Source organism: Pseudoxanthomonas composti, from assembly GCF_004122095.1.
GTDB lineage: Bacteria > Pseudomonadota > Gammaproteobacteria > Xanthomonadales > Xanthomonadaceae > Pseudoxanthomonas_A > Pseudoxanthomonas_A composti.
In genome coordinates, this window is sequence record NZ_SAWZ01000002.1 from 287,003 (window position 1) to 310,853 (window position 23,851).

Annotated in this window: 13 protein-coding genes and 1 pseudogene; 12 read left to right on the forward strand and 2 right to left on the reverse strand. The window is 65.9% G+C overall.

Features of this window, described 5'->3' with window-relative positions; all coding sequences use genetic code 11:
* Positions 1 to 138: 138 nt before the first annotated feature.
* A pseudogene (scpB, locus tag EPA99_RS04635) lies at positions 139 to 724 on the reverse strand (SMC-Scp complex subunit ScpB); the annotation flags it as partial.
* A gap of 60 nt (positions 725 to 784) precedes the next feature.
* On the reverse strand, positions 785 to 1,696 hold the full coding sequence (locus EPA99_RS04640; RefSeq protein ID WP_129470027.1) for a segregation and condensation protein A: 912 nt from the start codon (positions 1,694 to 1,696) through the stop codon (positions 785 to 787).
* Positions 1,697 to 2,031: 335 nt separating this feature from the next.
* On the opposite strand from EPA99_RS04640, the gene EPA99_RS04645 reads away from it, so the two are divergent.
* The 12 genes from EPA99_RS04645 (at position 2,032) to EPA99_RS04700 (ending at position 23,667) form a co-directional block, all read left to right on the forward strand.
* A complete protein-coding gene (locus EPA99_RS04645) occupies positions 2,032 to 2,331 on the forward strand; it encodes a YciI family protein (RefSeq protein ID WP_129470028.1) in 300 nt (99 codons plus the stop codon).
* On the forward strand, positions 2,328 to 2,594 hold the full coding sequence (locus EPA99_RS04650; RefSeq protein WP_129470029.1) for a BolA family protein: 267 nt from the start codon (positions 2,328 to 2,330) through the stop codon (positions 2,592 to 2,594). The genes EPA99_RS04645 and EPA99_RS04650 overlap by 4 nt, the downstream gene beginning before the upstream one ends.
* 179 nt (positions 2,595 to 2,773) lie before the next feature.
* Positions 2,774 to 3,811 carry a LacI family DNA-binding transcriptional regulator gene (locus tag EPA99_RS04655; RefSeq protein ID WP_129470030.1) on the forward strand — a complete coding sequence of 346 codons (1,038 nt, stop codon included), beginning with the start codon at positions 2,774 to 2,776 and terminating at the stop codon, positions 3,809 to 3,811.
* Between the two features lie 114 nt (positions 3,812 to 3,925).
* Positions 3,926 to 6,982, forward strand: a complete 3,057-nt coding sequence (locus tag EPA99_RS04660) for a TonB-dependent receptor domain-containing protein (RefSeq protein ID WP_129470031.1) — start codon at positions 3,926 to 3,928, stop codon at positions 6,980 to 6,982.
* A 96-nt stretch (positions 6,983 to 7,078) separates the two neighbouring features.
* Positions 7,079 to 8,599, forward strand: a complete 1,521-nt coding sequence (locus tag EPA99_RS04665; RefSeq protein WP_277751640.1) for a tryptophan halogenase family protein — start codon at positions 7,079 to 7,081, stop codon at positions 8,597 to 8,599.
* Positions 8,600 to 9,022: 423 nt separating this feature from the next.
* The gene (locus EPA99_RS04670; RefSeq protein ID WP_129470032.1) at positions 9,023 to 12,034 is read left to right on the forward strand and encodes a TonB-dependent receptor; all 3,012 of its coding nucleotides are present in this window, start codon (positions 9,023 to 9,025) and stop codon (positions 12,032 to 12,034) included.
* A gap of 184 nt (positions 12,035 to 12,218) precedes the next feature.
* On the forward strand, positions 12,219 to 13,838 hold the full coding sequence (locus EPA99_RS04675; RefSeq protein WP_241688284.1) for a glucoamylase family protein: 1,620 nt from the start codon (positions 12,219 to 12,221) through the stop codon (positions 13,836 to 13,838).
* A gap of 7 nt (positions 13,839 to 13,845) precedes the next feature.
* Positions 13,846 to 15,168, forward strand: coding sequence for a sugar ABC transporter substrate-binding protein (locus EPA99_RS04680; protein WP_129470034.1), 1,323 nt, complete (start codon positions 13,846 to 13,848; stop codon positions 15,166 to 15,168).
* Positions 15,165 to 16,049, forward strand: a complete 885-nt coding sequence (locus EPA99_RS04685; RefSeq protein WP_129470035.1) for a carbohydrate ABC transporter permease — start codon at positions 15,165 to 15,167, stop codon at positions 16,047 to 16,049. Before EPA99_RS04680 ends, EPA99_RS04685 begins: the two co-directional genes overlap by 4 nt.
* 94 nt (positions 16,050 to 16,143) lie before the next feature.
* A complete protein-coding gene (locus tag EPA99_RS04690) occupies positions 16,144 to 16,980 on the forward strand; it encodes a carbohydrate ABC transporter permease (protein WP_129470036.1) in 837 nt (278 codons plus the stop codon).
* 426 nt (positions 16,981 to 17,406) lie between these two features.
* On the forward strand, positions 17,407 to 20,373 hold the full coding sequence (locus tag EPA99_RS04695) for a TonB-dependent receptor (RefSeq protein WP_241688285.1): 2,967 nt from the start codon (positions 17,407 to 17,409) through the stop codon (positions 20,371 to 20,373).
* A 90-nt stretch (positions 20,374 to 20,463) separates the two neighbouring features.
* Positions 20,464 to 23,667, forward strand: coding sequence for a discoidin domain-containing protein (locus EPA99_RS04700; protein WP_129470037.1), 3,204 nt, complete (start codon positions 20,464 to 20,466; stop codon positions 23,665 to 23,667).
* Positions 23,668 to 23,851 lie beyond the last annotated feature (184 nt).

Here is a 23,851-nt window from a genome sequence, read left to right on the forward strand (position 1 = left end):
TTAGGTCCTGGTCGGTCTCGCGCTCGGCCACGATGGCCCCGTCCGGGGTCTGCGCCGGCGGCAAGGCGTCATCGCCCTGGTCCTGCGGCGCGCCGTCTTCGCTCCCCTCGGGCACCGCCGGAGAGGGCGCGTCCTCGGGCCTGGCGCCCGCGGCCGGCATCGGGGCGTTGCCCAGCGCCAGCTGCGGCTCCAGCTCTCCGATATCGCGCAGTTCCGACAATGGCGGCAGCGCGTCCAGGCTCTTGAGCCCGAAGTAGTCCAGGAAAACCTTGGTGGTGCCGAACAGGGCCGGGCGCCCGGGGACGTCGCGGTGCCCCACCACCCGGATCCACTCGCGCTCTTCCAGCGCCTGGATGATGTTGCTGCTGACCGCCACGCCGCGCACCTGCTCGATCTCGCCGCGGGTGATGGGCTGGCGGTAGGCGATCAGCGCCAGGGTCTCCAGGGTGGCGCGGGTGTACTTGGTCTTGCGCTCGGTCCACATGCGCGAGACCCAGCCGTGGACTTCCTGCTTGACCTGGAAGCGGTAGCCGGAGGCGACCTCCACCAGCTCCACGCCCCGCTCGGCGCAGCCTTCGCGCAGGATCTCCAGGGCCGTTTCGATGCTGCCCTCCGGCGCCGGCGCCTCCTCGGGAAACAGGCCGTACAGCTGGGTGGCGGGCATCGGGTGGGCGGTCGCCAGCAGGGCGGCCTCGACAATGCGGTTGATCAGGCTTTGATCCATGAATCGCTTCGGTTCACTGCGCGCGCAGGCGCGTTGGAATGTCGTGCCTGGGCACGTGCTTCAGACCGCGGCGTCGTCATTGGCCGCGTCGCTGTCGTCGAACTCGCTGTTGAACTGCAGCGGCTCGTTGGTGTTGTTGAGCGCCAGCGACTTGACGTAGATCGGCGCCAGCGGGGCTTCCTGCACGATGTCCAACAGCTGTTCCTTGGCCAGTTCCAGCATCGCCAGGAAGGTCACCAGCACGCCGAGCTTGCCTTCCTCGGCGCTGAACATCGACTCGAAGCGGTGGAACAGGCCATCATCCAGCCGGCCCAGTACCTCGCCCATGCGCTGGCGCACGCTCAGGGCCTCGCGCTTGATGGCGTGGCCGCTGAACAGCTCGGCGCGCTTGAGCACGTCGCGCAACGCCAGCAGCATTTCCTTCAGCTCCACCGGCGGCGGGACCTTGACCGCCACGCGCTCGGGCACGTGCGCGGCGGCCACGGCGGTGTCGCGGTCCTGGCGGGGCAGGGCGTCGATGTCCTCGGCCGCCTGCTTGAAGCGCTCGTACTCCTGCAGGCGGCGTACCAGGTCCGCGCGCGGATCGCCTTCCTCGCCTTCTTCCACCGGCGGGCGCGGCAGCAGCATGCGCGATTTGATCTCGGCCAGGATCGCGGCCATCACCAGGTACTCGGCGGCCAGCTCGAAGCGCAGCTCCTGCATGACCCCGATGTAGTCCACGTACTGCCGGGTGATCTCGGCCACCGGGATGTCCAGGATGTCCAGGTTCTGCCGGCGGATCAGGTACAGCAGCAGGTCCAGCGGGCCTTCGAAGGCCTCCAGGATGACTTCCAGCGCGTCCGGCGGGATGTACAGGTCGCGCGGGACTTCCAGCACCGGCTGTCCATGCACCGTCGCCAGCGGCATTTCCTGCTGCTGCGGGGCGTCGGGCCGGGTTTGCGGGTTCGCGTCTTGCGCGAGGTCGGAACTCATCAGGTCGAAACCGGATCTCGATACTGCGGGAACTGCGGGCGCGGCCCCGGCGCGGACGGCGGAGGCTTCGGGTCGGGCGGTGACGCGGTCATGGCGAGGGCTTCGCCCTGCAGCCAAGCAAGCGGGGAGCGCCTGGTATGGCGGTGTCCGGGTGAAAGGCTGGTGCACGCTGGCGAGAACCGGGAGGACGGGCCGTCGGAGCGGTCTGTGCCGTGTTCTCGACGGGCCGGGGTATCAGGCCATGCAACGTCGCCAAGAGTACGGGCTGGCAACGGCAGTGTCCAGCACCGCCACGCTTACAATCCGGTCCTGACCATGACCGGAGTACGCAAGCGATGTGGTATGCGATCGAAGGGCACGACGGTGCCGATGTCCTGGCCCTGCGCGCGGCCGCGCGCCCGGCGCACCTGCAACGCCTGCAGGCCCTGGCCGAGGCCGGCCGCCTGCTGCTGGCCGGGCCCTGCCCGGCGGTGGACGCCGAGGATCCGGGCCCGGCGGGCTATTCGGGCAGCATCGTGATCGCCGAGTTCGAGTCGCTGGAGGCCGCGCGCAGCTGGGCCGAGGCCGACCCGTATGTCGCCGCGGGCGTCTATGCCCGGGTCGACGTTCGCCCGTTCCGCAAGGTCCTGCCGTGAGCCGGCTGGAGCGGATCAGGCAGCTGCTGACCGAGCACCTGCGGCCGCAGCGGCTGGAGGTCGAGGACGAAAGCCACCTGCATGCCGGGCATGCAGGCGCGCGAGACGGGCGGGGACATTTCCGGGTCGAGGTGGTCAGCGCGGTGTTCCAGGGCAAGCCATCGCTTGCCCGTCATCGTGCCGTTTATGCCGCGCTCGGCGACATGATGCAGACCGATATCCACGCCCTTTCGGTCCATGCGCGAGCCCCCGGCGAGCCATAGCGGGGTGCGGCGCACACAAATTGGCATCATATTGGTGCGCCGCAACAGTAATTTTAGAGTCTGGCGCCCTTGCAAGTGATTGATAAGTAACCGTTATTCCAGCGGTTTATCAAACACTTTACATTCTGGAATGGAACCGCTTACAGTCCGCGCCCATCGAACCTGGTGTGAGGCGGTCAGTGGCAAAGAGCGGCACAGTCACGATCAAGGATGTCGCGCGTGAGGCGGAGGTCTCGGTGGCGACCGTGTCCCGCGCGCTCAATGGACATGAGAACGTCGCCGAGGCCGTGCGCAAGCATGTCCTGGAGACCGCCCAGCGCCTGCGCTACCAGCCGCACGCGGCGGCGCGCATGCTCAGCAGCCGGCGCACCCACACCATCGGTGTGGTGTTGCCGGACCTGTACGGTGAGTTCTTCTCCGAGTTGATCCGCGGCATCGACGGCGTGGCCCGCGCCCGCCGCCAGCACCTGCTGCTGTCCAGCTACCACGGCAACCAGGAGCAGCAGGGCGAGGCGCTGCGCGCCATGCGCGGCCGCGTGGACGGCCTGCTGCTGCTGTCCCCCTACAGCGAAGGCGGCGATTTCCTCGCCGACAACCTGCCAGGGTCGCTGCCGGTGGTGCTTGTGAACTCCTCGCTGTCGGGCCTGCCGTACCCGGTGCTGAACATCGACAACTACGGCGGCGCCAACGCCATGCTGCAGCACCTGGTCGGTGCCGGGCACCGCCGCATCGCCTTCATCGGCGGGCCGGCCGACAACTTCGACGCGCACGAGCGCCTGCGCGGCTATCGCGAAGCCCTGGCGCGCCTGTGCCCGGACGTGGCGCCCTGGGAAGAGGCCGGCGATTTCGACGAAGCCTCCGGCTACGAGGCCGGTCGCCGCCTGCTGGCGGCCGCCGAGCGCCCCGACGCGGTGTTCGCGGCCAACGACATGATGGCCCTGGGCTGCCTGTACGCCTTCAACGAAGCCGGCATCTCGGTGCCCAACGACATCGCGTTGGCCGGCTTCGACGACATTCCCCTGGCCCGTTTCGTCCATCCCAAGCTGACCACGATGCGCGTGAGCATCGCCGAACTGGGCGGGCTGGCCATGGAAAAACTACTCGAATCGGTTGCGACCGACGAGCGATCCACGGTCTCGGTGCGCACGCTGACGCCCGAGCTGGTTGTCCGTGAATCCAGCGATCCGCGACTCGCCGGGAGGAACTCGCCGCGCTGATGCACGGCAGCCAGGGGCTGCGTAAGACCAAGTTGTGAAATTGCGTCAATCCTGTTTTTCGAATCAACCACGTACACCAGCCGCCCACGGGGGCGGTCCTTGGGGAGGAAACATATGAAGACCATGAAGTTCGCGCGTCGTCCGGCGCGTAGCCTGTTGGCATGCGCGCTCACCACCGCCATGCTGGCATCGGCCCCGACGTTCGCGCAGACCGCGACCTCGACCCTGCGCGGCACCGTCACCACGGCCGATGCCGGCCAGGAAGTGACCGCGACCAACAAGGCCACCGGCACCGTCCGCCGCGGCGTCATCGGCGCCAACGGCAACTACACCATCGTCGGCCTGCAGCCGGGCGAGTACACCGTTGAGGCAGGTGGCGTGGTGCGCGAGGTGACGCTGACCGTGGCGTCGGCTTCGACGCTCAACATCGAAGCCCCCACCGCCGCTCCGGCGGGGAATGCGACCAACCTCGAAACCGTGTCCGTCACCGCGCCGCTGACGCGCGAGGTCAAGACCTCCGAGGTCGGCAACACGATTTCCCTCCGCCAGATCCAGCAGCTGCCTCAGGCCACGCGCAACTTCCTCGAGTTCGCCGATACGGTCCCGGGCATGCAGTTCAAGATCGACAACCAGGGGCGTGCCACGCTGCGCGGCGGCGTGACCAACACCAGCTCGTCGAACCTGTACATCGATGGTGTCAGCCAGAAGAGCTACGTGCAGCAGGGCGGCGTGGCGGGCCAGTACGAAAGCGCGGGCAATCCGTTCCCGCAGCTGGCGGTCGGTGAGTACAAGGTCATCACGTCCAACTACAAGGCCGAGTACGGCCAGATCAGCGGCGCCGCCATCACCGCGGCAACGCGTTCGGGTACCAACGAGTTCGAAGGCGAGCTGTTCTATCGCTTCACCAACGAGAACCTCCGCGCCAAGCGCCCGGATGAGGACGACAAGGACGATTCCCAGGTCAAGGAGTACGGCTTCGCGCTGGGCGGACCCATCATCAAGGACAAGATGCATTTCTTCGTGGCCTATGAAGGCAAGGAGAACATCTACGCACGCTCGATCCAGGCCGATGCCGCTTCGGGCAACGCCTCTGACCTGTTGCCCGACAACCTGAGGAGCTACTACGGCTCCACCACGCTTCCGTTCCAGGAAGACCTGTACTTCGGCAAGCTGAGCTGGGATATCGGCGAGAACGACCGCATCGAGTTGAGCGGGCAGTATCGCGACGAGGACATGCTGGGCAACGTCGGCGGCCTCAGCACCCCTGAGCACGGCGACCTGCGTGTCAACAAGGACTCGCGCGGTAACCTGAAATGGCAGCACTACGGCGGCTTGTTCTACAACGAGATGATCCTGAGCACGCAGGACTCGGAGAACAGCAAGGTTCCGGCCACCTACGGCAACGGCATTACCTATACGGTGATCAACCGTGGTCCGCCGGTGCAGGAAGCCTCGCTGCTCCAGGTCGGCCCGGCAAGCGGGTTCAGCCTGCAGGCCCAGCGCCAGAAGGGCTGGTCGGTGCAGAACGACCTGACCTTCAACAGCTTCAACTGGGGCGGTGAGCACACCGTCAAGGTCGGCTTCAACTACCGCGATATCGAGCTCGAGTCCAGCGATGGACAGCCGGTCAACCCGCAGTTCTCCTGGGAGTTCGATCCGGCGACGCGGACCCTGGCCGCCAATCCCTACCGCGTGGAGTTCATCGCCCCGTTCAATACGCCGGGCCTGACGCCGCTGGTGGAGACCACCGCCAAGCAGTACGGCTTCTACATCCAGGACGACTGGCAGGCCACCGACCGCCTGATGCTGAATGTCGGTATCCGCTGGGACTACGAAGACGTTCCCGCCTACACCGACCACGTCACCCCGCAGGCCTACGTGGATGCGCTCTATGGTCCGGACCCGGACAACCCGGGGCAGCCGTTCGTCAACCGCTGGCTCAATGGCGGCATCGACGCGATCAATCCTGCCGACTACATCAGCACCGGTCATAACCGCAAGAACTTCAAGGACGCCTGGGCTCCGCGCTTCGGCTTCTCCTACGACATGTTCGGCGATGAGACCAGCGTGATCCACGGCGGTGCCGGTCGTTCCTATGATCGCAACCTCTTCCGCGATCTGGCATTCGAAAGGCACAAGGGTTCGATCTCCCTGGTGCGCCTGGAGTTCCAAGACCCGAGCGGGAGCTGCGTGGCCATCACCGGGCCTGCCTGCGTTGCCTGGGACCCGGCTTACCTGAACGGTAATGACAACCTGACGGCTGTCCCGGCCTCGCGCGGCGCTGCCGAGTCGTTCATGCTCAACAACAAGCTGCGCACGCCGTACAGCGACCAGTTCAGCCTGGGTATCACCAACCAGGTTGGCGACTGGCTGACCGACGTGACGGTGCAGCGCATCCTGGCCAAGGACGGCTTTGGCTACACCACCGCCATCCGCCAGGACGACGGCAGGTTCTTCGACGACAGCGGCAGTCAGTGGGGCGGCGACAACGTCCCCGGCTACGGCGGCACGATCCTGGGCGACAACGGCGTCGAGCAGCGCAGCACCCAGGTGCTGATCTCGGCGGACAAGCCCTATACCAAGGAGTCCGGCTGGGGCGCCAACTTCGCCTACACCCATACCAGCGCCCGTCAGAACAGCCGCAACAACGACAGCCAGTTCGATTATTTCGACAAGTCCAGGCTGCAGTACTTCCCCTTCGTCAAGTCGAGCAACCAGCCGTCGCATCGCTTCACCGCCTCGGCCTCGATGGATGGTCCGTGGGGCATCACCTTCGGTGCCAAGCTGGTGCTGGAAACGCCCACGCCGATCAACACGGTCGCCTGCTACGGCCGTCGGGACTTCGACGGTTCGACCTGTCAGCTGATCGGCTTCGTGCCGCCGGGCAACGGCAAGTTCCTGGTGGGCGGCGATATCTGGGGCTACCGCACGGTCGATTTCCAGGCCACGAAGGAATTCAATGTCTGGCGTGACAACAAGCTGACTGCGCGTATCAACCTCTTGAACGCCTTCAACTTCAAGAACTTCGACAGCTATCGCTTCGGTGGACCGGGCGGCAATTACTTTGGTGCCAACGGGCAGCTGGATACGAGCTACGTGACGGTCAATCGCGACGCCAGTATCTTCTACTTCCCGCGTACGGTAACGCTTGAGGTTGGCTACAAGTTCTGACCGACCTGCGTTGCGTCACTGCGTTTCGAACGACGGGGCCGAAAGGCCCCGTCTTCGGTTCATGTTCAAGCGATTCGTCCCAGTCGAGGTTCTATCGTGATCAAGCGTCTTGTGATCGTTGGAGGAGGGACCGCCGGCTGGATGGCGGCGGCCGCCTTCGCGCAGGTCCTCGGCCCCTCGGTGGCCGTGACCCTGATCGAGTCCGAGCAGATCGGCACCGTGGGCGTCGGCGAAGCGACCGTCCCGCATATCCGCGCGTTCAACAATCTCCTGCGGATCAACGAGGCGGAGTTCGTCCGCAAGACCCAGGGAACCTTCAAGCTCGGCATCCAGTTCGTGGACTGGGAGCGCCTCGGCAAGTCCTACGTGCACGGGTTCGGCAGCAAGATCGGCCAGTCCGCCGGGTTGCTCGCTTTCCAGAACTACTGGTTCAAGGCACGGCAGCAGGGCTGGGCCAAGCCGCTGGATGCCTACACGATCAATACCGCGGCGGCCCTGGCTGGCAAGTTCATGACATCGGCTACGGATGTGCCGCCCGAATCGCCGCTGGCCAACATCGCCTATGCCTACCATTTCGATGCGGGACTGTACGCGCGCTTCCTGCGGCATTACTCCGAACAACGGGGCGTGACCCGCCTGGAGGGCATTGTCGATGCCGTCGAGCTGCATCCGGAGTCGGGAAATGTCACCACGATCAGGCTGCAGGATGGGCGCGAGGTGGGCGGCGACCTGTTCATCGACTGCTCGGGGTTTCGCGGGCTGCTGATCGAGCAGGCGCTCAAGACCGGCTACCACGACTTCACCCATTGGTTGCCATGCGACCGCGCGCTGGCCGTGCCCTGCGAGAAGGTGGGGCCACCGACGCCTTACACGCGCGCTACCGCGCGTGCCGCGGGATGGCAGTGGCGCATCCCCCTGCAGCATCGCACCGGCAATGGCTATGTGTATTCCAGTGCCCACCTCAGCGATGACGAGGCCGCCGCGACGCTGTTGGCCAATCTCGACGGCAAGCCGCTGGGCGATCCGCGGCCGCTGCGCTTCACCACCGGCAGGCGCAAGCTGTGCTGGAACCGCAATGTCGTCGCGCTGGGGTTGTCCAGTGGCTTCATGGAGCCGTTGGAATCCACCAGCATCCACTTGATCCAGTCCGGCATCGCCAAGCTGCTGGAATTGTTCCCACGGGATGGCTTCAGCCCGGTGCTGGTGCAGCGCTACAACGACAGGCTCGCATTCGAGTTCGATCGTATCCGCGATTTCCTGGTGCTGCACTACCACGCGACCGAGCGCGACGACACCGCCTTCTGGCGCGAGTGTCGCAACATGACGATCACCCCCGAGCTGCAGGGCAACCTGGACCTGTTCCGCGATAGCGGCCGCTTCTACCGCAATGGCGAAGAGATGTTCGGAGAGATCAGCTGGGTGCAGGTGATGGTGGGGCAGGGCGTGATGCCGCGGTCCTATCATCCGCTGGTCGACCAGATACCCGAACAGGAGTTGCGCGGCTTCCTCAGCGGGGTGGAGCAGACCATCGCGCGTTGTGTCGATGCCATGCCTGGCCACCAGGCTTTCATCGATCGATTTTGCGCTGCAGCAATGACGCCTGCGATGCGGAGTTGAAGTCCACCGCCTGGGCAACCTCGGTGAAGCTTGGCGTAGAAGGCGCTGCTTGGAAGCAGCGCTTCGTTGCCTGTCGTCTTCAATCCGCGCTCGTTGGGTTGGCGCTTCCGTGGCGAGTCGTGCACTTGCCTTTGGTCCGTTTGGAAGCGGCGAAGGAAGCAGGTGCGTTGTCTTGACGTGCTTTGTACACCTCATGCTCACAGCGCAGCGGTTCAACTCTGCGCCAGCTTGATGGCATCGCATGAACGTAACGCCGCCTGAGCCGCTACGAGACGAGCGGAAATCGGCGTTCGTTACGCGCTGACCATCGGCGCTCGTCGTCTGAGCATTCCTGCGTGAGGATTCACCGTGGCATACCGCGCCCAGCGCGTTTCAGGTATCCCGCCGCAGGACGCTCGGTCAGGAATCAACTGGAGGGATGTCATGAAGCAGGATCTGATTCGCAAGCGCACCCCCGTGCGCTCGCTGTTGAGCGGTGCACTTGTGAGCTGCCTGGCACTGGGCACGTCGCAACTGGCCTATGCGCAATCCACCGCCGCAACCTTGCGCGGCCAGGTCGGCGGTGCGGGCGAGGGCACGACGGTCACGGTGACCAATACGGCCACCGGCCTGGCGCGCACGGCACGCGTGGGCGCGGACGGCAACTACATCGTAGGCGGCCTGCCGCCGGGCCCCTACAAGGTCGACGTGGTCGCCGACGGACAGGCCAGCAGCAAGGAACTGACGCTGCAGGTGGGTCAGACCGCGACCCTGAACCTCGAAGCGGCCGCCACCGCGGCGGTCACCCCGCAGGGCGATGCGCAGAACCTGGACGCGGTCAAGGTGACCGCGCCGCCGGTGATCGCCGAGACCAAGACCTCGGAAGTGGCCACCTATGTCAGCCAGGCGCAGATCCGCGCCCTGCCGCAGGCCTCGCGTAACTTCCTGGCCTTCGCCGACACCGTGCCGGGCATGATCTTCGAGCAGGGCGCCGATGGCTCCACGCGCCTGCGCAGCGGCGCGCAGAGCGCCAACGGCACCAATGTGTTCATCGATGGCGTCGGCCAGAAGAACTACGTGCTGCCCGGCGGCGTGAGCGGCCAGGACTCCTCCAGCGGCAATCCCTTCCCGCAGCTGGCGATCGGCGAGTACAAGGTCATCACCTCCAACTACAAGGCCGAATACGACCAGGTCTCCAGCGCCGCGGTGACCGCGCTGACCAAGTCGGGCACCAACGAGTTCCAGGGCCAGTTCTTCCGCGACTACACCACCACCGATTGGCGCGAAGCGACCTATGCCGAAGACCAGAACGGTGGGACCAAGGTGCCGTCCAGCGAGGAGCAGTTCGGCGCCTCCTTCGGCGGCCCGATCATCAAGGACAAGCTGTTCTTCTTCGCCACCTACGAGGCCAAGCGCATCGAGCGCCCGCGCACGGTGCGCGTGGGCGACAACGCGTTCAACCAGGCCGATCTGACGCCCGAGCTGGCGCAGTACCTGGGCCCGGCCAGCGCGCCGTTCGAGCAGGACAACTGGTTCGGCAAGCTGACCTTCCAGGCCAACGACAACAACCTGTTCGAGTTGTCCGCCAAGATCCGCGACGAGACGGAAGTGACCAACGTCGGCGATGGTCCCAACGTGCCCAGCTACGGCAGCGACAAGAGCAACGACTCCAAGCGCTTCGACCTGCGCTGGCAGTTCAGCAACGAGAACTGGCTCAACGACCTGCACCTGACCCGCGAGGACGACAGTTGGAGCCCGCGCCCGGTGACCTTCGGTCCGGGCTACCAGATCACCAATAACCTGATCAATCAGGCTGACGGCACCGCCATCCTCAACATCGGTGGCGGTCCGGACTTCCAGGACAAGGGACAGAAGGGCAATGGTCTGCAGAACGACCTGACCTTCTATGGTCTGGAGGGCCACACCATCAAGGCCGGCGTCAAGTACAAGGACGTGGAAGTCAGCTCACTGCAGCGCAATCCCGCCAGTCCGCAGTACCGCGTGGATTACTACGAAAACCGGGACGCAGGCCGCGACACCCTGGACAGCTTCATTCCGTACCGGGTGCAGTTCCGTTCCGCGTTGCCGGGGATGCAGGCGGGCGCGGTGACCTCCAAGAACAAGCAGTACGGCATCTATCTGCAGGACGACTGGCAGGTCACCGACCGCTTCGAGCTCAACCTGGGCGTGCGCTATGACTATGAGGAGTCGCCCGCCTACCAGGACTTCGTGACCCCGCCGGGAATCGCCGCTGCCATGCGCAGCTGGCCCAATGTCCAGAACACGGACTACGACGTCAACGACTACATCTCCACTGGCTCCAACCGCAAGGCCGACGACAACAACTGGGCCCCGCGCCTGGGCTTCTCCTACGACCTGACCGGCGACCAGCGGCACGTGATCTTCGGCGGTGCCGGGCGCTCGTTCGACCGCAACCTGTTCGACTACCTGGCCCTGGAGCAGCTGACGACCTCCTTTGCGCGCTACACCTACAACTTCAACACCGAGGCGCATCCTTGCGCGGTGGGGACGGGTACGTGCCTGGCTTGGGACCCGGCCTACCTTGATCAGGCCACGCTCGACGGGCTGGCGGCGGCCAACCCGAACCTGGGCTCGGAAGTGCAGCTGATCAACAACAACCTCAAGACGCCTTACTCGGACCAGTTCAGCATCGGCATGCGCAACATCGTCGAGTTGGCCGGCGTGGAATGGAACACCTCGGCGGCCATCGCCCATATCCGCAGCTACGACGGGCTGTTGTTCACCCTGGGCAACCGCTATCCGGACGGGTCCTTCCACGGTTGCGATACCGGCGCGCAGTGGGGCTGCGCGGCGTTCGATGAGCCGATCCCCGGTTACGGCAACCTGATCCTCATCGACAACGGGATCGACACCAAGCTCAACCAGCTGCTGCTGTCGGCGGACAAGCCCTACAGCGATGAGTCGCCCTGGGGCGTGACCCTGGCCTATACCTTCAGCGATGCCAAGGAAAATCGCCTGAGCAGCGCCAACACGGGCGAGCGTTACCTGTTCGACCTGCCGAACCTGGACGGGCAGCCGTTCCTGCGCTCGGTCGGTGTCCCGCGCCATCGCCTGGTGGCCACCGGCACCGTGGGTTTTGCCGGCTTCATCGTCTCCAGCAAGCTGACCCTGGCCACGCCCGAGCCGCTGTCGGCGGTGGATTGCCGTGCGGGCGATGGCAACTGCCGCTTCGCCTCGTACACACCCGACACCACGATCGGTTACAAGACCTTCGACTTGGCCATCGAGAAGACCTTCGATACCGGCAGCGACATCAAGTTCCGGGTCCGTGGCGACATCTTCAACGTCTTCAACTGGAAAAACTTCACCGACTACAACACCGACTACAACAGCGCACTGCTGGGCCAGCGCAACGGCGTCAACACCGAGTGGCCGCCGCGGTTGTTCAAGCTTTCGCTGGGACTGGATTGGTAATTACCGGTCGCTCCCTCCCCGATACAGGGGAGGGAGCTTGCGCTGCGGTGCAGCGGAATCTCCCCTCTCCGCAGCCGTGTGGCGACGTGCGACCCCTACCAAATATGAAGAGGGTAGTCAGGCTTTGAATGGAGGTTATGCGTTAAGATGTAACCGGTTTCAGAAGGTCGGTCCGATGAAGTCACTGCGTCTGTCGTCTCTGCTCATGGCCAGCGGCTTGGTGCTGCTTGCGGGATTGGCCGCCTGTGACAAGAAACCCCCGCCCGCACCGCTGCAACCGGTGCGCGTGACCGGCAGGCCGCCCGTGGAATTGCCCGTGGAAGACAAGAAGCCAGAGCTGTCGCCTTTGTTCCGCGATATCGAGCGGCGCACGTTCCAGTTCTTCTGGGACACCAGCAACGAACTCAACGGCATGACACCGGACCGCTATCCCTCGCGGCCCTTCGCCAGCGTGGCGTCGGTGGGCTTTGCCTTGACCGCCTATCCGATCGGCATCGAGAACGGCTGGGTCAGCCGCACGCAGGCGGTGGACCGCACCCTGGCGACCCTGAAATTCCTGTATGGGCTCAAGCAGGGCAAGCAGGACAAGGGGACGGCCGGCTACAAGGGCTTCTATTACCACTTCCTGGATATGCAGACCGGCGAGCGCTACAACTCGTGGGTGGAGCTGTCCAGCGTGGATACCTCGCTGCTGCTGATGGGCGTGCTGTTCGCGCAGTCCTACTACGATGCCGACGAGCCGCGCGAGAAAGAGATCCGTGACCTGGCCGAGAAGATCTACCGCCGCGTGGACTGGAGCTTCCTGCAGGAGAACAAGCCGCTGATCTCGATGGGTTGGTTCCCGGAGAGCGGGGTCATCAAGCACGACTGGAAGGGCTACAACGAGGGCATGCTGGTCTATCTGCTGGCGCTGGGTTCGCCCACCCACCCGGTGGACCCCGATGCCTGGCAGGTCTGGACCCGCACCTACAACGATGTGTGGGGCGTGTTCCAGGACCAGGAGTACCTGGCCGGTGGGCCGATGTTCTGGCACCAGTACACGCATGTCTGGGTGGATTTCCGCGGCATCCAGGACGACTACATGCGCGAGCACGGCATGGATTACTTCGAGAATTCGCGCCGCGCCGCCTATGCCCATCGCCAGTACGCCATCAACAACCCGATGAAGTGGAAGGACTACGGCGAGAACGTGTGGGGCCTGACCGCCTCGGACGGCCCGCAGAACACCACCCAGGAGTATCGCGGCGAGCAGCGGCAGTTCCGCCATTACTCGGCGCGCGGCGTGGGCCTGCGCGATGTCTTCGACGACGGCACCATCGCCCCGACCGCGGCCGTGGCCTCGCTGCCATTCGCGCCGGAGATCGTGATCCCGGCCACCGAGGAGATGCACAAGCGCTACGGCGACTACCTGTACTCCAGCTACGGCTTCCTGGATGCGTTCAACCCCAGCTTCACCTACGAGATCCCGATCAAGACCGGCCGCATCGTGCCCGGCCATGGGTGGGTCGCCAGCGACTACATCGGCATCGACCAGGGGCCGATCCTCACGATGATCGCCAACTACCGCAACGAGTTCGTGTGGAACGTGATGAAGAAGAACCCGCACATCCGCCAGGGCCTGGAGCGTGCCGGTTTCCGCGGTGGCTGGCTGGCGCCGGAGGGCGAGAAGCCCGATCCGGCCAGCACCATGGGCGACCCGGACGCGGCCACGGCGCGTGCGCTGGGCACGGCCGAGTCGCGCATCCCCAGCGACCCGCCGGCCGACGCCGCCGAGTCGCCCTCGCGCCCGCAGCAGCCGGATTGATCGACTGATGCATGAGTTCGAAAAAAGGTCCAGGCGCGCCCTGCGGCTTGGACTGGTGGCGGTGCTGCTGGTCCTGATCGCAGGCTGCGGGGGCGGCGACAAGCGCAAGCAGGTGGTGTCGTTCTGGGCCATGGGGCGCGAGGCCGAGGTGGTGGGCGAGCTGCTGCCGGAGTTCGAACAGGCGCACCCGGACATCGAGATCCGCGTGCAGCAGATTCCCTGGACGGCCGCCCACGAGAAGCTGCTGACCGCCTTTGCCGCGGACGATCTTCCCGATGTCTGCCAGCTGGGCAATACCTGGCTGGCCGAGTTCGCCGCGCTCAAGTCGCTGGAGCCGCTGCGCTCGCGCATCGAGGCTTCCAGCGTCATCGACCAGGCCGATTACTTCCCGGGCATCTGGGACACCAACGTGGTGGACGGTCAGGTGGTGGGCGTGCCGTGGTACGTGGACACGCGGCTGCTGTTCTACCGCAAGGACCTGGTAGAGCAGGCCGGGGTGAAGCTGCCCATCCAGAGCTGGGCCGAGTGGGAGGCGGCCATGGCCAAGATCAAGGCCATGGTGGGCAAGGACCGTTTCGCCACGCTGATGCCGATCAACGAGTTCGAGCAGCAGCTCTCCTTTGGCCTGCAGACCGACGATCCGCTTCTGAAGGACCACGACACCCGCGGCAACTTCTCCGCGCCGGGCTTTCGCAAGGCGCTGGGCTTCTACGCCAACATGTTCCAGCAGGGCTGGGCACCGGCGGTGTCTGAGACCCAGATCTCCAATGTCTGGGACGAATTCTTCAACGGCTACTACGTGTTCTATGTCTCCGGTCCCTGGAACATCCGCGAGTTCCGCAAGGTGGCGCCTGCCAACCTCAAGGACGCCTGGGGCACCATGCCGCTGCCCGGTCCCAACGGCCCGGGCGCCGGGATCGCCGGCGGCACCAGCCTGGTGATCTTCCGCGACTCCGAGCACAAGGAGGCGGCGTGGAAGTTCATCGAGTTCATGTCCCAGCCCAGGATCCAGGAGCGCTTCTACAGCATCATCGGCGACTTGCCGCCGCGGCGCAGCACCTGGCAGGCCGCCTCGCTGGCCAACGACCCACTGGCCCTGGCCTTCCGCGACCAGCTCGAGCGGGTCAAGCCGACGCCGAAGGTACTGGAGTGGGAGCGGATCATGCAGGAGATGCGCCTGGAGACCGAGCGCGTGGTGCGTGGCGGCAAGCCGCAGGAGGCGGCCACCCGCGACCTGGATGCGCGCGTGGATGAGCTGCTGGAAAAGCGCCGATGGATCTATGCCCGCGACCACGCAGGGCAAGCGGCAGGTCAGGGGGCATCGCCATGAGTTCCAGGACTTCGCTGGCCGGCTGGATCTTCGCCGCGCCCTCGCTGCTGGTGCTGGGCGTGTTCTTCGGCCTGCCGGTGGCCTCGGCCCTGCTGCTGAGCGTGACCGACTTCGACCTGTACGCGCTATCCGATGTCTCCAACCTGCGCTTTGTGGCGCTGGACAACTACATCGAGCTGTTACAGACGCCGATGTTCTGGAAGTCGCTATGGAACACGACCTACTTCGTGATCCTCGGCGTGCCGATGTCGCTGGCGCTGTCGCTGGGCGCGGCGATGCTGCTCAACGCGCCGGTGGCCCGTTTCAAGGGCTTGTTCCGCACCGCGCTGTTCGCCCCGGTGGTGACCACGGTGGTGGCCGTGGCGGTGATCTGGCGCTACCTGTTCAACACCCGCTACGGGCTGGTGAACTGGGGCCTGGGGCATCTGGGCATCGACCCGGTGGACTGGCTGGGCGACCCGCACTGGGCGATGCCCACCATCATGCTGTTCGCGGTGTGGAAGAACTTCGGCTACAACATGGTGATCTTCCTGGCGGGCCTGCAGGCGATCCCGCAGGATCTGTACGAGGCGGCGCGCATCGATGGCGCCAACCGCTGGAAGCAGTTCCTGCACATCACCCTGCCGATGCTGGGGCCGGTGTTGCTGGTGGTCGGCGTGATCACCGTGTCCGGCTACTTCCAGCTGTTCGCCGAGCCCTACGTGATGACGCGTGGCGATCCGCTGCAAAGCACGGTCAGCGTGCTGTACTTCATGTTCGAGGAAGGCTTCAAGTGGTGGAACCTGGGCCGGGCCTCGGCCGTGGCGTTCCTGCTGTTCCTCATCATCCTGGCGGTGACCTCGCTGATGCTGCGCTTCGGGCGCAAGCGGGACCTGGTATGAGCGTTCACCCGATGGCCCGGCGTGGCCACACGTCGGCGCGGGCCAGCTTTATGGAGCGGGCCTACGGCCGAGCCTTTGCAGAGGAGAGGATGTCTTGAGTCGCGAAGTCGGAGGCACGCGCTGGAATGCGGTGCTGGTCAATGGCGGCCTGCTGGTGCTGGCCATCCTCGCCCTGGGGCCGCTGCTGTGGATGGTGTCGGTGTCCTTCATGCCCAGCGGCGAGGCCAGCCATTACCCGCCGCCGCTGACGCCCTCGCGCATCACGCTGGAGAACTACCACACGCTGTTCGGGCGCACCGGCATGGGCGGCAACTTCGTCAACAGCCTGATCGTATCGGTGTCCATCACCCTGGGCTCGCTGCTGATCAACACCATGGCCGGCTACGCCTTCGCCAAGCTGCGCTTCGCCGGGCGCGAACGCATCTTCCAGATCCTGCTGGCGGCGCTGGTGATCCCGGCGCAGGTGGCGATGCTGCCGCTGTTCCTGCTGATGAAGCAGCTCGGCCTGGTCAACAGCTTCGCCGGCGTGGTCATTCCCACGCTGGCCACGGTGTTCGGCATCTTCCTGGTGCGGCAGTACGCGCGCAGCATCCCCGACGAACTGCTGGAAGCGGCGCGCATCGATGGCGCAGGCGAGCTGCGGATCTTCTTCCAGATCGTGCTGCCCATGCTCAAGCCGGTGCTGGTGACCCTGACCATCTTCACCTTCATGGCCGCCTGGAACGACTTCATGTGGCCGCTGATCGTGCTGACCGACCAGGCGCACTACACCTTGCCGGTCGCGCTGGCCACGCTCTCGCGCGAGCACGTCATGGACGTGGAAATGATGATGGCCGGCGCCGTGGTCACGGTGGTGCCGGTGCTGCTGCTGTTCCTGGCCTTGCAGCGCTACTACATCCAGGGCCTGCTGTTGGGCAGCGTCAAGGGATGAGCATGCCGGGCGCCATGCAGGACTGCGGTCGGCCCGCAAGCGGCAGCGCGCCGCTGCGCACCGCGGCCGATGGGCCACCCGCGATTCCGAGCGGACCAGGCGCCTGAGTCATGTTGGGAGGACATGGACCCGGGCGCCGGAAACGCGCCCGGGGAACGTGTCGTCCTGCTGCCATTCATTGGAACCGATTTCATCGCGCGGATGCGTGGATGTCTCCACGCGCATGTCTGCCGCTGCGCTCGCGCAGCATCTCTGGCGTGCGGCTGGCCCTTGCCGGCGCACACCGACTCATCGGCCCCTTGGGCGATGAGGTTGTAGGGCGGGGCGCCCGTTTGCGCCCCATCGTCGTGCGCACGGCCGATCTGGCCGCGTGCGCGTTGCTGTACTCATAACTCAGGAGAGAAGGACGCAATGTCCAGTCCCACCATGCCCCATCCATTTCGCCATCCCCGCCGCAGCCTGCTGACCTGCGCACTCGCCAGTTGCCTGATGCTGGGCGCTGGCGTGGCATCGGCGCAGTCGACCAGCGCCACCCTGCGTGGGCAGGTCGCCGGTGCCGGTACCGACACCACGGTCACCGCGACCAACGCCAACTCCGGCTTCAGCAGGACCGTCAAGGCCGACGCCAACGGCAACTACACCGTGGCCGGCCTGCCACCGGGCACCTACAAGGTGGACGTGGTGGCCAACGGCGCGGCCAGCAGCCAGAACGTCACCCTGGCCGTGGGCCAGAACGCCACGCTCAATGTCGATGGCGGCGGCGGCGCGGTCACCCCCGCCGGCGATGCGCAGAACCTGGATGCGGTGCAGGTCACCGCCGCGCCGACCGCTTTGATCGAGACCCGCACCTCGGAGAACTCGGTCTACATCACCACCAAGCAGATCGATGCGCTGCCGCGGGCGACCCGCAACTTCCTGGAGATCGCCGACACCGTGCCTGGCGTGCAGTTCCAGCGCGACGGCAACGGCAACACCCAGCTGCGTTCAGGCGCCACCAGCGCCAACGGCACCAACGTCTACATCGACGGCGTCAGCCAGAAGAACTACGTGCTCACCGGTGGCGTCAGCGGCCAGGACAACAGCCGCGGCAACCCGTTCCCGCAGTCGGCGGTGGGCGAGTACAAGGTCATCAGCTCCAACTACAAGGCCGAGTTCGACCAGCTCAGCAGCGCGGCCATCGTGGCGGCGACCAAGTCGGGCACCAATGATTTCCACGGCAGCTTCTTCTGGGACTACAGCAACGACGACTGGCGCGCGATCTCCCCGCAGGAGCGTCGCGACGGCCAGAAGGCCGACTTCAAGGAGGAGCAGTACGGCGCCACCTTCAGCGGCCCGATCCTCAAGGACCGCGCGCACTTCTTCATCGCCTACGAGGCCAAGGAATACGCCACGCCGCTGATCGTGCAGCCGGGCTCGGTGTATGCCGGCCGTGCCGACGAGCTGCCGGAAAACTTGCGCGCCGGGCTGGGCTCGGTGACCACGCCGTTCAAGGAGGACCTGTACTTCGGCAAGATCGACTGGGCGGTGGGCGAAAACCACCTGTTCGAGCTGACCGGCAAGTACCGCAAGGAGGACGAGGTCAGCGGCATCGGCGACCAGACCCTGTACGAGGCCGGCAGCCTCAACGGCCAGGAGGAAAAGCGCGCGGACCTGCGCTGGCAGTACACCGGCAACGGCTTCCTCAACGACGCGCACATCACCTACGAGAGCGCGTTCTGGAATCAGACGCCGATGAACGATGGCATCGGCTACGTGCTGTCCTTCTGGCCGCAGAACGGCGATGAGGCCACCGTGCTCAACGCCGGCGCCGGCGGCAGCTACCAGCGCAAGGGCCAGGAGGGCTGGTCCATCCAGGACGACCTGACCCTGGACGGCATCGAATGGGCGGGTAGCCACACCTTCAAGATGGGCGTGAAGTTCAAGGACATCGAGCTCAACTCGATCCAGTACAACCCCTACAACCCGCAGTTCTACTACAACATCCAGACCAGCACGGCCGTGCCGTATCGCGTGCGCTACGGCGAGGCGATCGGCAGCGCCGGCGGCTCGGTGATCTCCAAGAACAAGCAGTACGGCATCTACCTGCAGGACGACTGGGAGGTCAACGACAAGCTGACCCTGAACCTGGGCGTGCGCTACGACTACGAGGAAACGCCCTCGTTCCTGAACTTCCAGACGCCTGCGGACGTGGCCAACGCGCTGCGCAGCTGGGGCAATCTGGACAACGCCAACTACGACATCGAGAACTACATCAGCAACGGCCGCAACCGCAAGGCCTTCAAGGATGCGATCCAGCCGCGCCTGGGCTTCTCCTACGACCTGCAGGGCAACGAGGAACACGTCGTCTACGGCGGTGCCGGGCGCGCCTACGACCGCAACATCTTCGACTACCTGGCGCTGGAGCAGCTCAACAACAGCTTCGTCTCCTACAACTACTACTTCTCCTCGCCGGAGAACGGCGCCTGCCGCACCCAGGGCACCAATTGCACCGCCTGGGACCCGGCGTACTTCGATCCGGCCAACCTGCAGGGCCTGGGCACGGCGGAGAACTCCGGCCGCGAGATCTACCTGATCGACAACAACATCAAGACGCCTTACTCGGATCAGTTCAGCATCGGCATGCGCAACCTGGTGAGCTTCTGGGGGCAGGACTGGTTCACCGACGTCACCCTCTCGCGGGTGGAGAGCAAGGACGGCTTCGCGTTCCTGCGTGGCAACCGGCGCGAGGACGGTTCGTTCTTCATCCCGGGCACCACCTCCACCGTGCCGGTGGACTACACCCCGCCCGGATACGGCAGCGTGATCCTGGGCACCAATGGCCTGGAGACGCGCAACAACTCGCTGGCCATGCGCATCGAGAAGCCCTACACCGAGCAGAGCGGCTGGGGCATGACGGTGTCCTACACCTACTCTGATGCCGAGGAGAACCGCCAGTTCGGCGAGCACTACTCGCTGGACCAGGAGACGATCGCCGGCTACGGCTGGCGCGAGGCGGCGGGTATCGCCAAGAACCGCCTGGTGGCGACCGGCATCTACGACCTGCCGGGGGGCATGACGCTGTCGGGCAAGCTGTCGCTGGCCTCGCAGCTGCCGTTCTACGGGCGCGACTGCACCGCGGGCAACGACGACTGCCAGATCATTCAGTACAAGCCGGACCGCAGCATCGGCTTCAAGCAGTTCGACCTGGCGCTGAGCAAGGACTGGGATACCGGGTCCGATGTGAAGCTCAATGTCCGCGCCGACGTGTTGAACGTCTTCAACTGGACCAACTACGGTGGTTACATCACCGAGACCGGGACGGCGCTGGACCCCAACCTGTCCTTCGGCAACACCAACTACGTGCTGGCCGGCCCGATGCGGACCTTCCGCGTGCAGTTCGGGTTGAACTGGTAACAGCGGGGCCATGGCGCAGCGCGCCATAAGCGATACGATTTCCGGCCGCCGCCTGGCGGCCGGATTCCCATCAACGGCAAGGTGACGATGATGAAGCTGCTGGTCTCGATGATGTTGGGTGGCGTGTCGCTGCTGGCCTCGGCGCAAGCGCCCGGCAAGCCGCGGGTGCTGGACGATTTCAGCGACCCGGCCAGCTGGCGGGTGGTCACCTCCAACCAGGTCAGCGCCTCGCTGCGCAAGCTGCCTGCGGGCGAGGGCGGCGGCCTGTGCCTGGACTACGACTACAACGGCGTATCCGGCTATGCGGCGATCCGGCGCGAGGTCGCGATCGACTACCCGGACAACTACCGCTTCGATTTCCGCTTGCGTGGCGATTCGCCGCGCAACGATCTGCAGTTCAAGCTGCTGGATGCCAGCGGCGACAACGTGTGGTGGGTCAATCGCCCGCGTTACGAGTTTCCCAAGGACTGGACCCCGGTGCGCTATCTCAAGCGCCACATCGACAAGGCCTGGGGCCCGGATCCGGACAAGACCTTGCGCAAGACCGCAGAGCTGGAGTTCACCCTGTACAACAACGCCGGCGGCAAGGGGTCGGTGTGCTTGAATGCGCTGACCTTCACGCCGCTGCCGGCAGAAGACACCTCGCCGCTGCGCGCCAAGGCCAGCGCGACGGTTGGCGCGTCGACTGCAGCCGGCGCCGTCGATACGCGCCCGGCCACCGCATGGAGCGGAAGCTTCGGCGGCGCCGCGCCGGTCCTGACCCTGGACCTGGGCAAGCCGCGCGATTTCGGTGGCCTGCGGCTGGACTGGGCCGAAGGGCAGCAGGCGCTGGACTACCGCGTGCAGCTGTCCGATGACGGCAAGCGCTGGCGGGATGCTGCACAAGTGAGCGGCAGCAATGGCGGCATCGACTGGATCGCGCTGCGCGAGGCGCAGGCACGCTATGTGCGCCTGCAGCTGGACAGCGGTGCGGCCAGGGCCTTCGCGCTGCAGCACGTCGAGTTCCTGCCGTTGAAGTTCTCCGAGACGCCCAACGACACCCTGGCGGCCATCGCCACGCAGGCGCCGAAGGGCCGCTACCCGCGCGGCTTCAGCGGGCAGCAACCGTACTGGACGCTGGTCGGCATCGATGGCGGCCTCCAGCAGGGCCTGATCGGCGAGGACGGGGCGATTGAGGTGGGCCGCGGCATGTTCGCCATCGAGCCTTTCGTGGTGGCCGGCGGCAAGCTGCGCAGCTGGGCCGACGTGCAGGTCAGTCAGTCGCTGCAGGATGGCGACCTGCCGATTCCGGAAGTGCACTGGAAACACGCGGATTTCTCGCTCATGACCACGGCCTTTGCCGCCGGTACGGCCGGGCAGTCGCAGCTGGCCGGCCGCTACCTGCTGACCAACACCAGCGACAGGCCGCAGCGTTATGCGCTGGTGCTGGCGGCGCGGCCGATGCAGGTCAATCCGCCCAAGCAGTTCCTCAGCACGCAGGGCGGATACACGCCGATCGCCACGGTGGCCGTGGATGCGCGCGAAATGACGATCGCCCAGCAAGCCGGTGGCCAGGCACGGGTGGTGCGAACGGCGGGCCCTGCCGATGCCGCGCTGGCGTCCTCCTTCGCCGCCGGGGACGTGGTCGAGCGTCTGGACGGCATCGCCTGGCCGCAGCCCTGCGATACCTGTCGCTTCGCCGCCTTGTCCGATCGCGTGGGCCCGTCCAGCGTGCTGGATGCCGCGCATCCGGACCCGGTCGGCATGGCCTCGGCGGCCTGGATCTACGAGGTGGACCTGGCCCCGGGCGCGTCCAGGGAGTTCGGCTGGATCACGCCGATGACCGGCGCGCTGCCGCAGGACCAGACCGATCTGGCCGCGCTGCAGCAGCAGGTCGCCGAGACCTGGCGCGGCAAGCTGGACCAGGTGAGGTTCACCGTGCCCAAGGCCGGGCAGGACCTGGTGGACACGCTGCGCACGGCCACCGCGCACATGCTGGTCTCGCGCATCGGGCCACGCCTGCAGCCGGGCACGCGCTCCTACAACCGCAGCTGGATCCGCGATGGCGCGATGATCTCCGAAGGCCTGCTGCGCATGGGGCGCAGCGAGGTCGTGCGCGACTACGTCCAGTGGTACGCGCCTTACCAGTTCAAGGACGGCATGGTGCCGTGCTGCGTGGACGACCGCGGCAGCGACCCGGTGCCGGAGAACGACAGTCACGGCGAGCTGATCTTCAACATCGCCGAGTACTGGCGCTACACCGGCGATACGGCCTTCCTCGAGAAAATGTGGCCGCATGTGCAGGGCGCCTACGCCTACATGGAGCGCCTTCGCCTGTCCGAGCGCACTGAAGGGAACCGCGCCCGCAACGCCGCCTTCTACGGGATGATGCCGGTGTCGATCAGCCACGAGGGCTACTCGGCCAAGCCCGTGCATTCGTACTGGGACAACTTCTGGGCCCTGCGCGGCTACAAGGACGCGGTGGACATCGCCCAGGCCCTGGGCCATGACGAGGAAGCCCGGCGCTATGCGGCCTCGCGCGACCAGTTCCGCGACGACCTGGCGTCCTCGCTGAAGCTGGCCGCGCAGCAGCATGGCCTGGATTTCCTTCCCGGTTCTGTGGAGCTGGGCGACTTCGATGCCACCTCCACCACGATTGCCCTGGCGCCCGGCGGCGAGCAGGGCCGCCTGCCGCAGCCCCTGCTGGACAACACCTTCGAGCGCTACTGGAAGCAACTGGTCGCGCGGCGCGATGGCACCAGCGCCTGGAAGGACTACACGCCCTACGAGTGGCGCAACGCTGCCGCCTTCGTACGCCTGGGCTGGCGCGAGCGCGCCAACGAACTGGTGAGCTATTTCTTCGGCCACCGCACACCGCAGCCCTGGCACCAGTGGGCCGAGGTGGTCTCGCGCACCCCGCGGGAGCCGTTCTTCGTCGGCGACCTGCCGCATGCCTGGGTGGAATCGGATTTCGTCCGCACCGCGCTGGACATGTTCGCCTACACCCGCGAGATCGACGACAGCATCGTGCTGGCCGCCGGCATTCCCAGCGCCTGGCTGGGCGAGGGCGGCATCGCCATCGACGGCATGCGTACGCCGCATGGCGCGCTGGGCTACCGACTGCGCCGCGAGGGCAACCAACTGCAGCTGGACGTGCCCAAGGGCCTGAGGCTGCCCAAGGGCGGACTGGTGCTGCCATGGCCTTACACCGGCGCACCGGGTCGGGCCACGATCAACGGCAAGGCCGCCCAGTGGGACAAGGGCGAACTTCGGATCCAGCAGTTGCCGGCTACGGTGCGCGTCGTGGTGCCCTGAGGTAGAGGGAAACGCGCCAGCTGCCTGTCAGGCAGCCAGTTCGCATCCTCATGCCGCAGCCGGACGAGGCTGCGGCCAGTGGCGAGGAGCGATCGCGCCCAGCACTTGCTGCCCTCCTGGGCAGCTTCACCGTTGCCGACGTCCGATCAAACGCGCCGGCCCTGCGGTCCTTCTGCCGGTCCAG

Coding starts and splice junctions, on each gene's coding strand:
- EPA99_RS04660 (WP_129470031.1), top strand. CDS start 3,926: ATGAAGACCATGAAGTTCGCGCGTCGTCCGGCGCGTAGCCTGTTGGCA.
- EPA99_RS04670 (WP_129470032.1), top strand. CDS start 9,023: ATGAAGCAGGATCTGATTCGCAAGCGCACCCCCGTGCGCTCGCTGTTG.
- EPA99_RS04700 (WP_129470037.1), top strand. CDS start 20,464: ATGAAGCTGCTGGTCTCGATGATGTTGGGTGGCGTGTCGCTGCTGGCC.
- EPA99_RS04645 (WP_129470028.1), top strand. CDS start 2,032: ATGTGGTATGCGATCGAAGGGCACGACGGTGCCGATGTCCTGGCCCTG.
- EPA99_RS04685 (WP_129470035.1), top strand. CDS start 15,165: ATGAGTTCCAGGACTTCGCTGGCCGGCTGGATCTTCGCCGCGCCCTCG.
- EPA99_RS04680 (WP_129470034.1), top strand. CDS start 13,846: ATGCATGAGTTCGAAAAAAGGTCCAGGCGCGCCCTGCGGCTTGGACTG.
- EPA99_RS04695 (WP_241688285.1), top strand. CDS start 17,407: ATGCCCCATCCATTTCGCCATCCCCGCCGCAGCCTGCTGACCTGCGCA.
- EPA99_RS04640 (WP_129470027.1), bottom strand. CDS start 1,696: ATGAGTTCCGACCTCGCGCAAGACGCGAACCCGCAAACCCGGCCCGAC.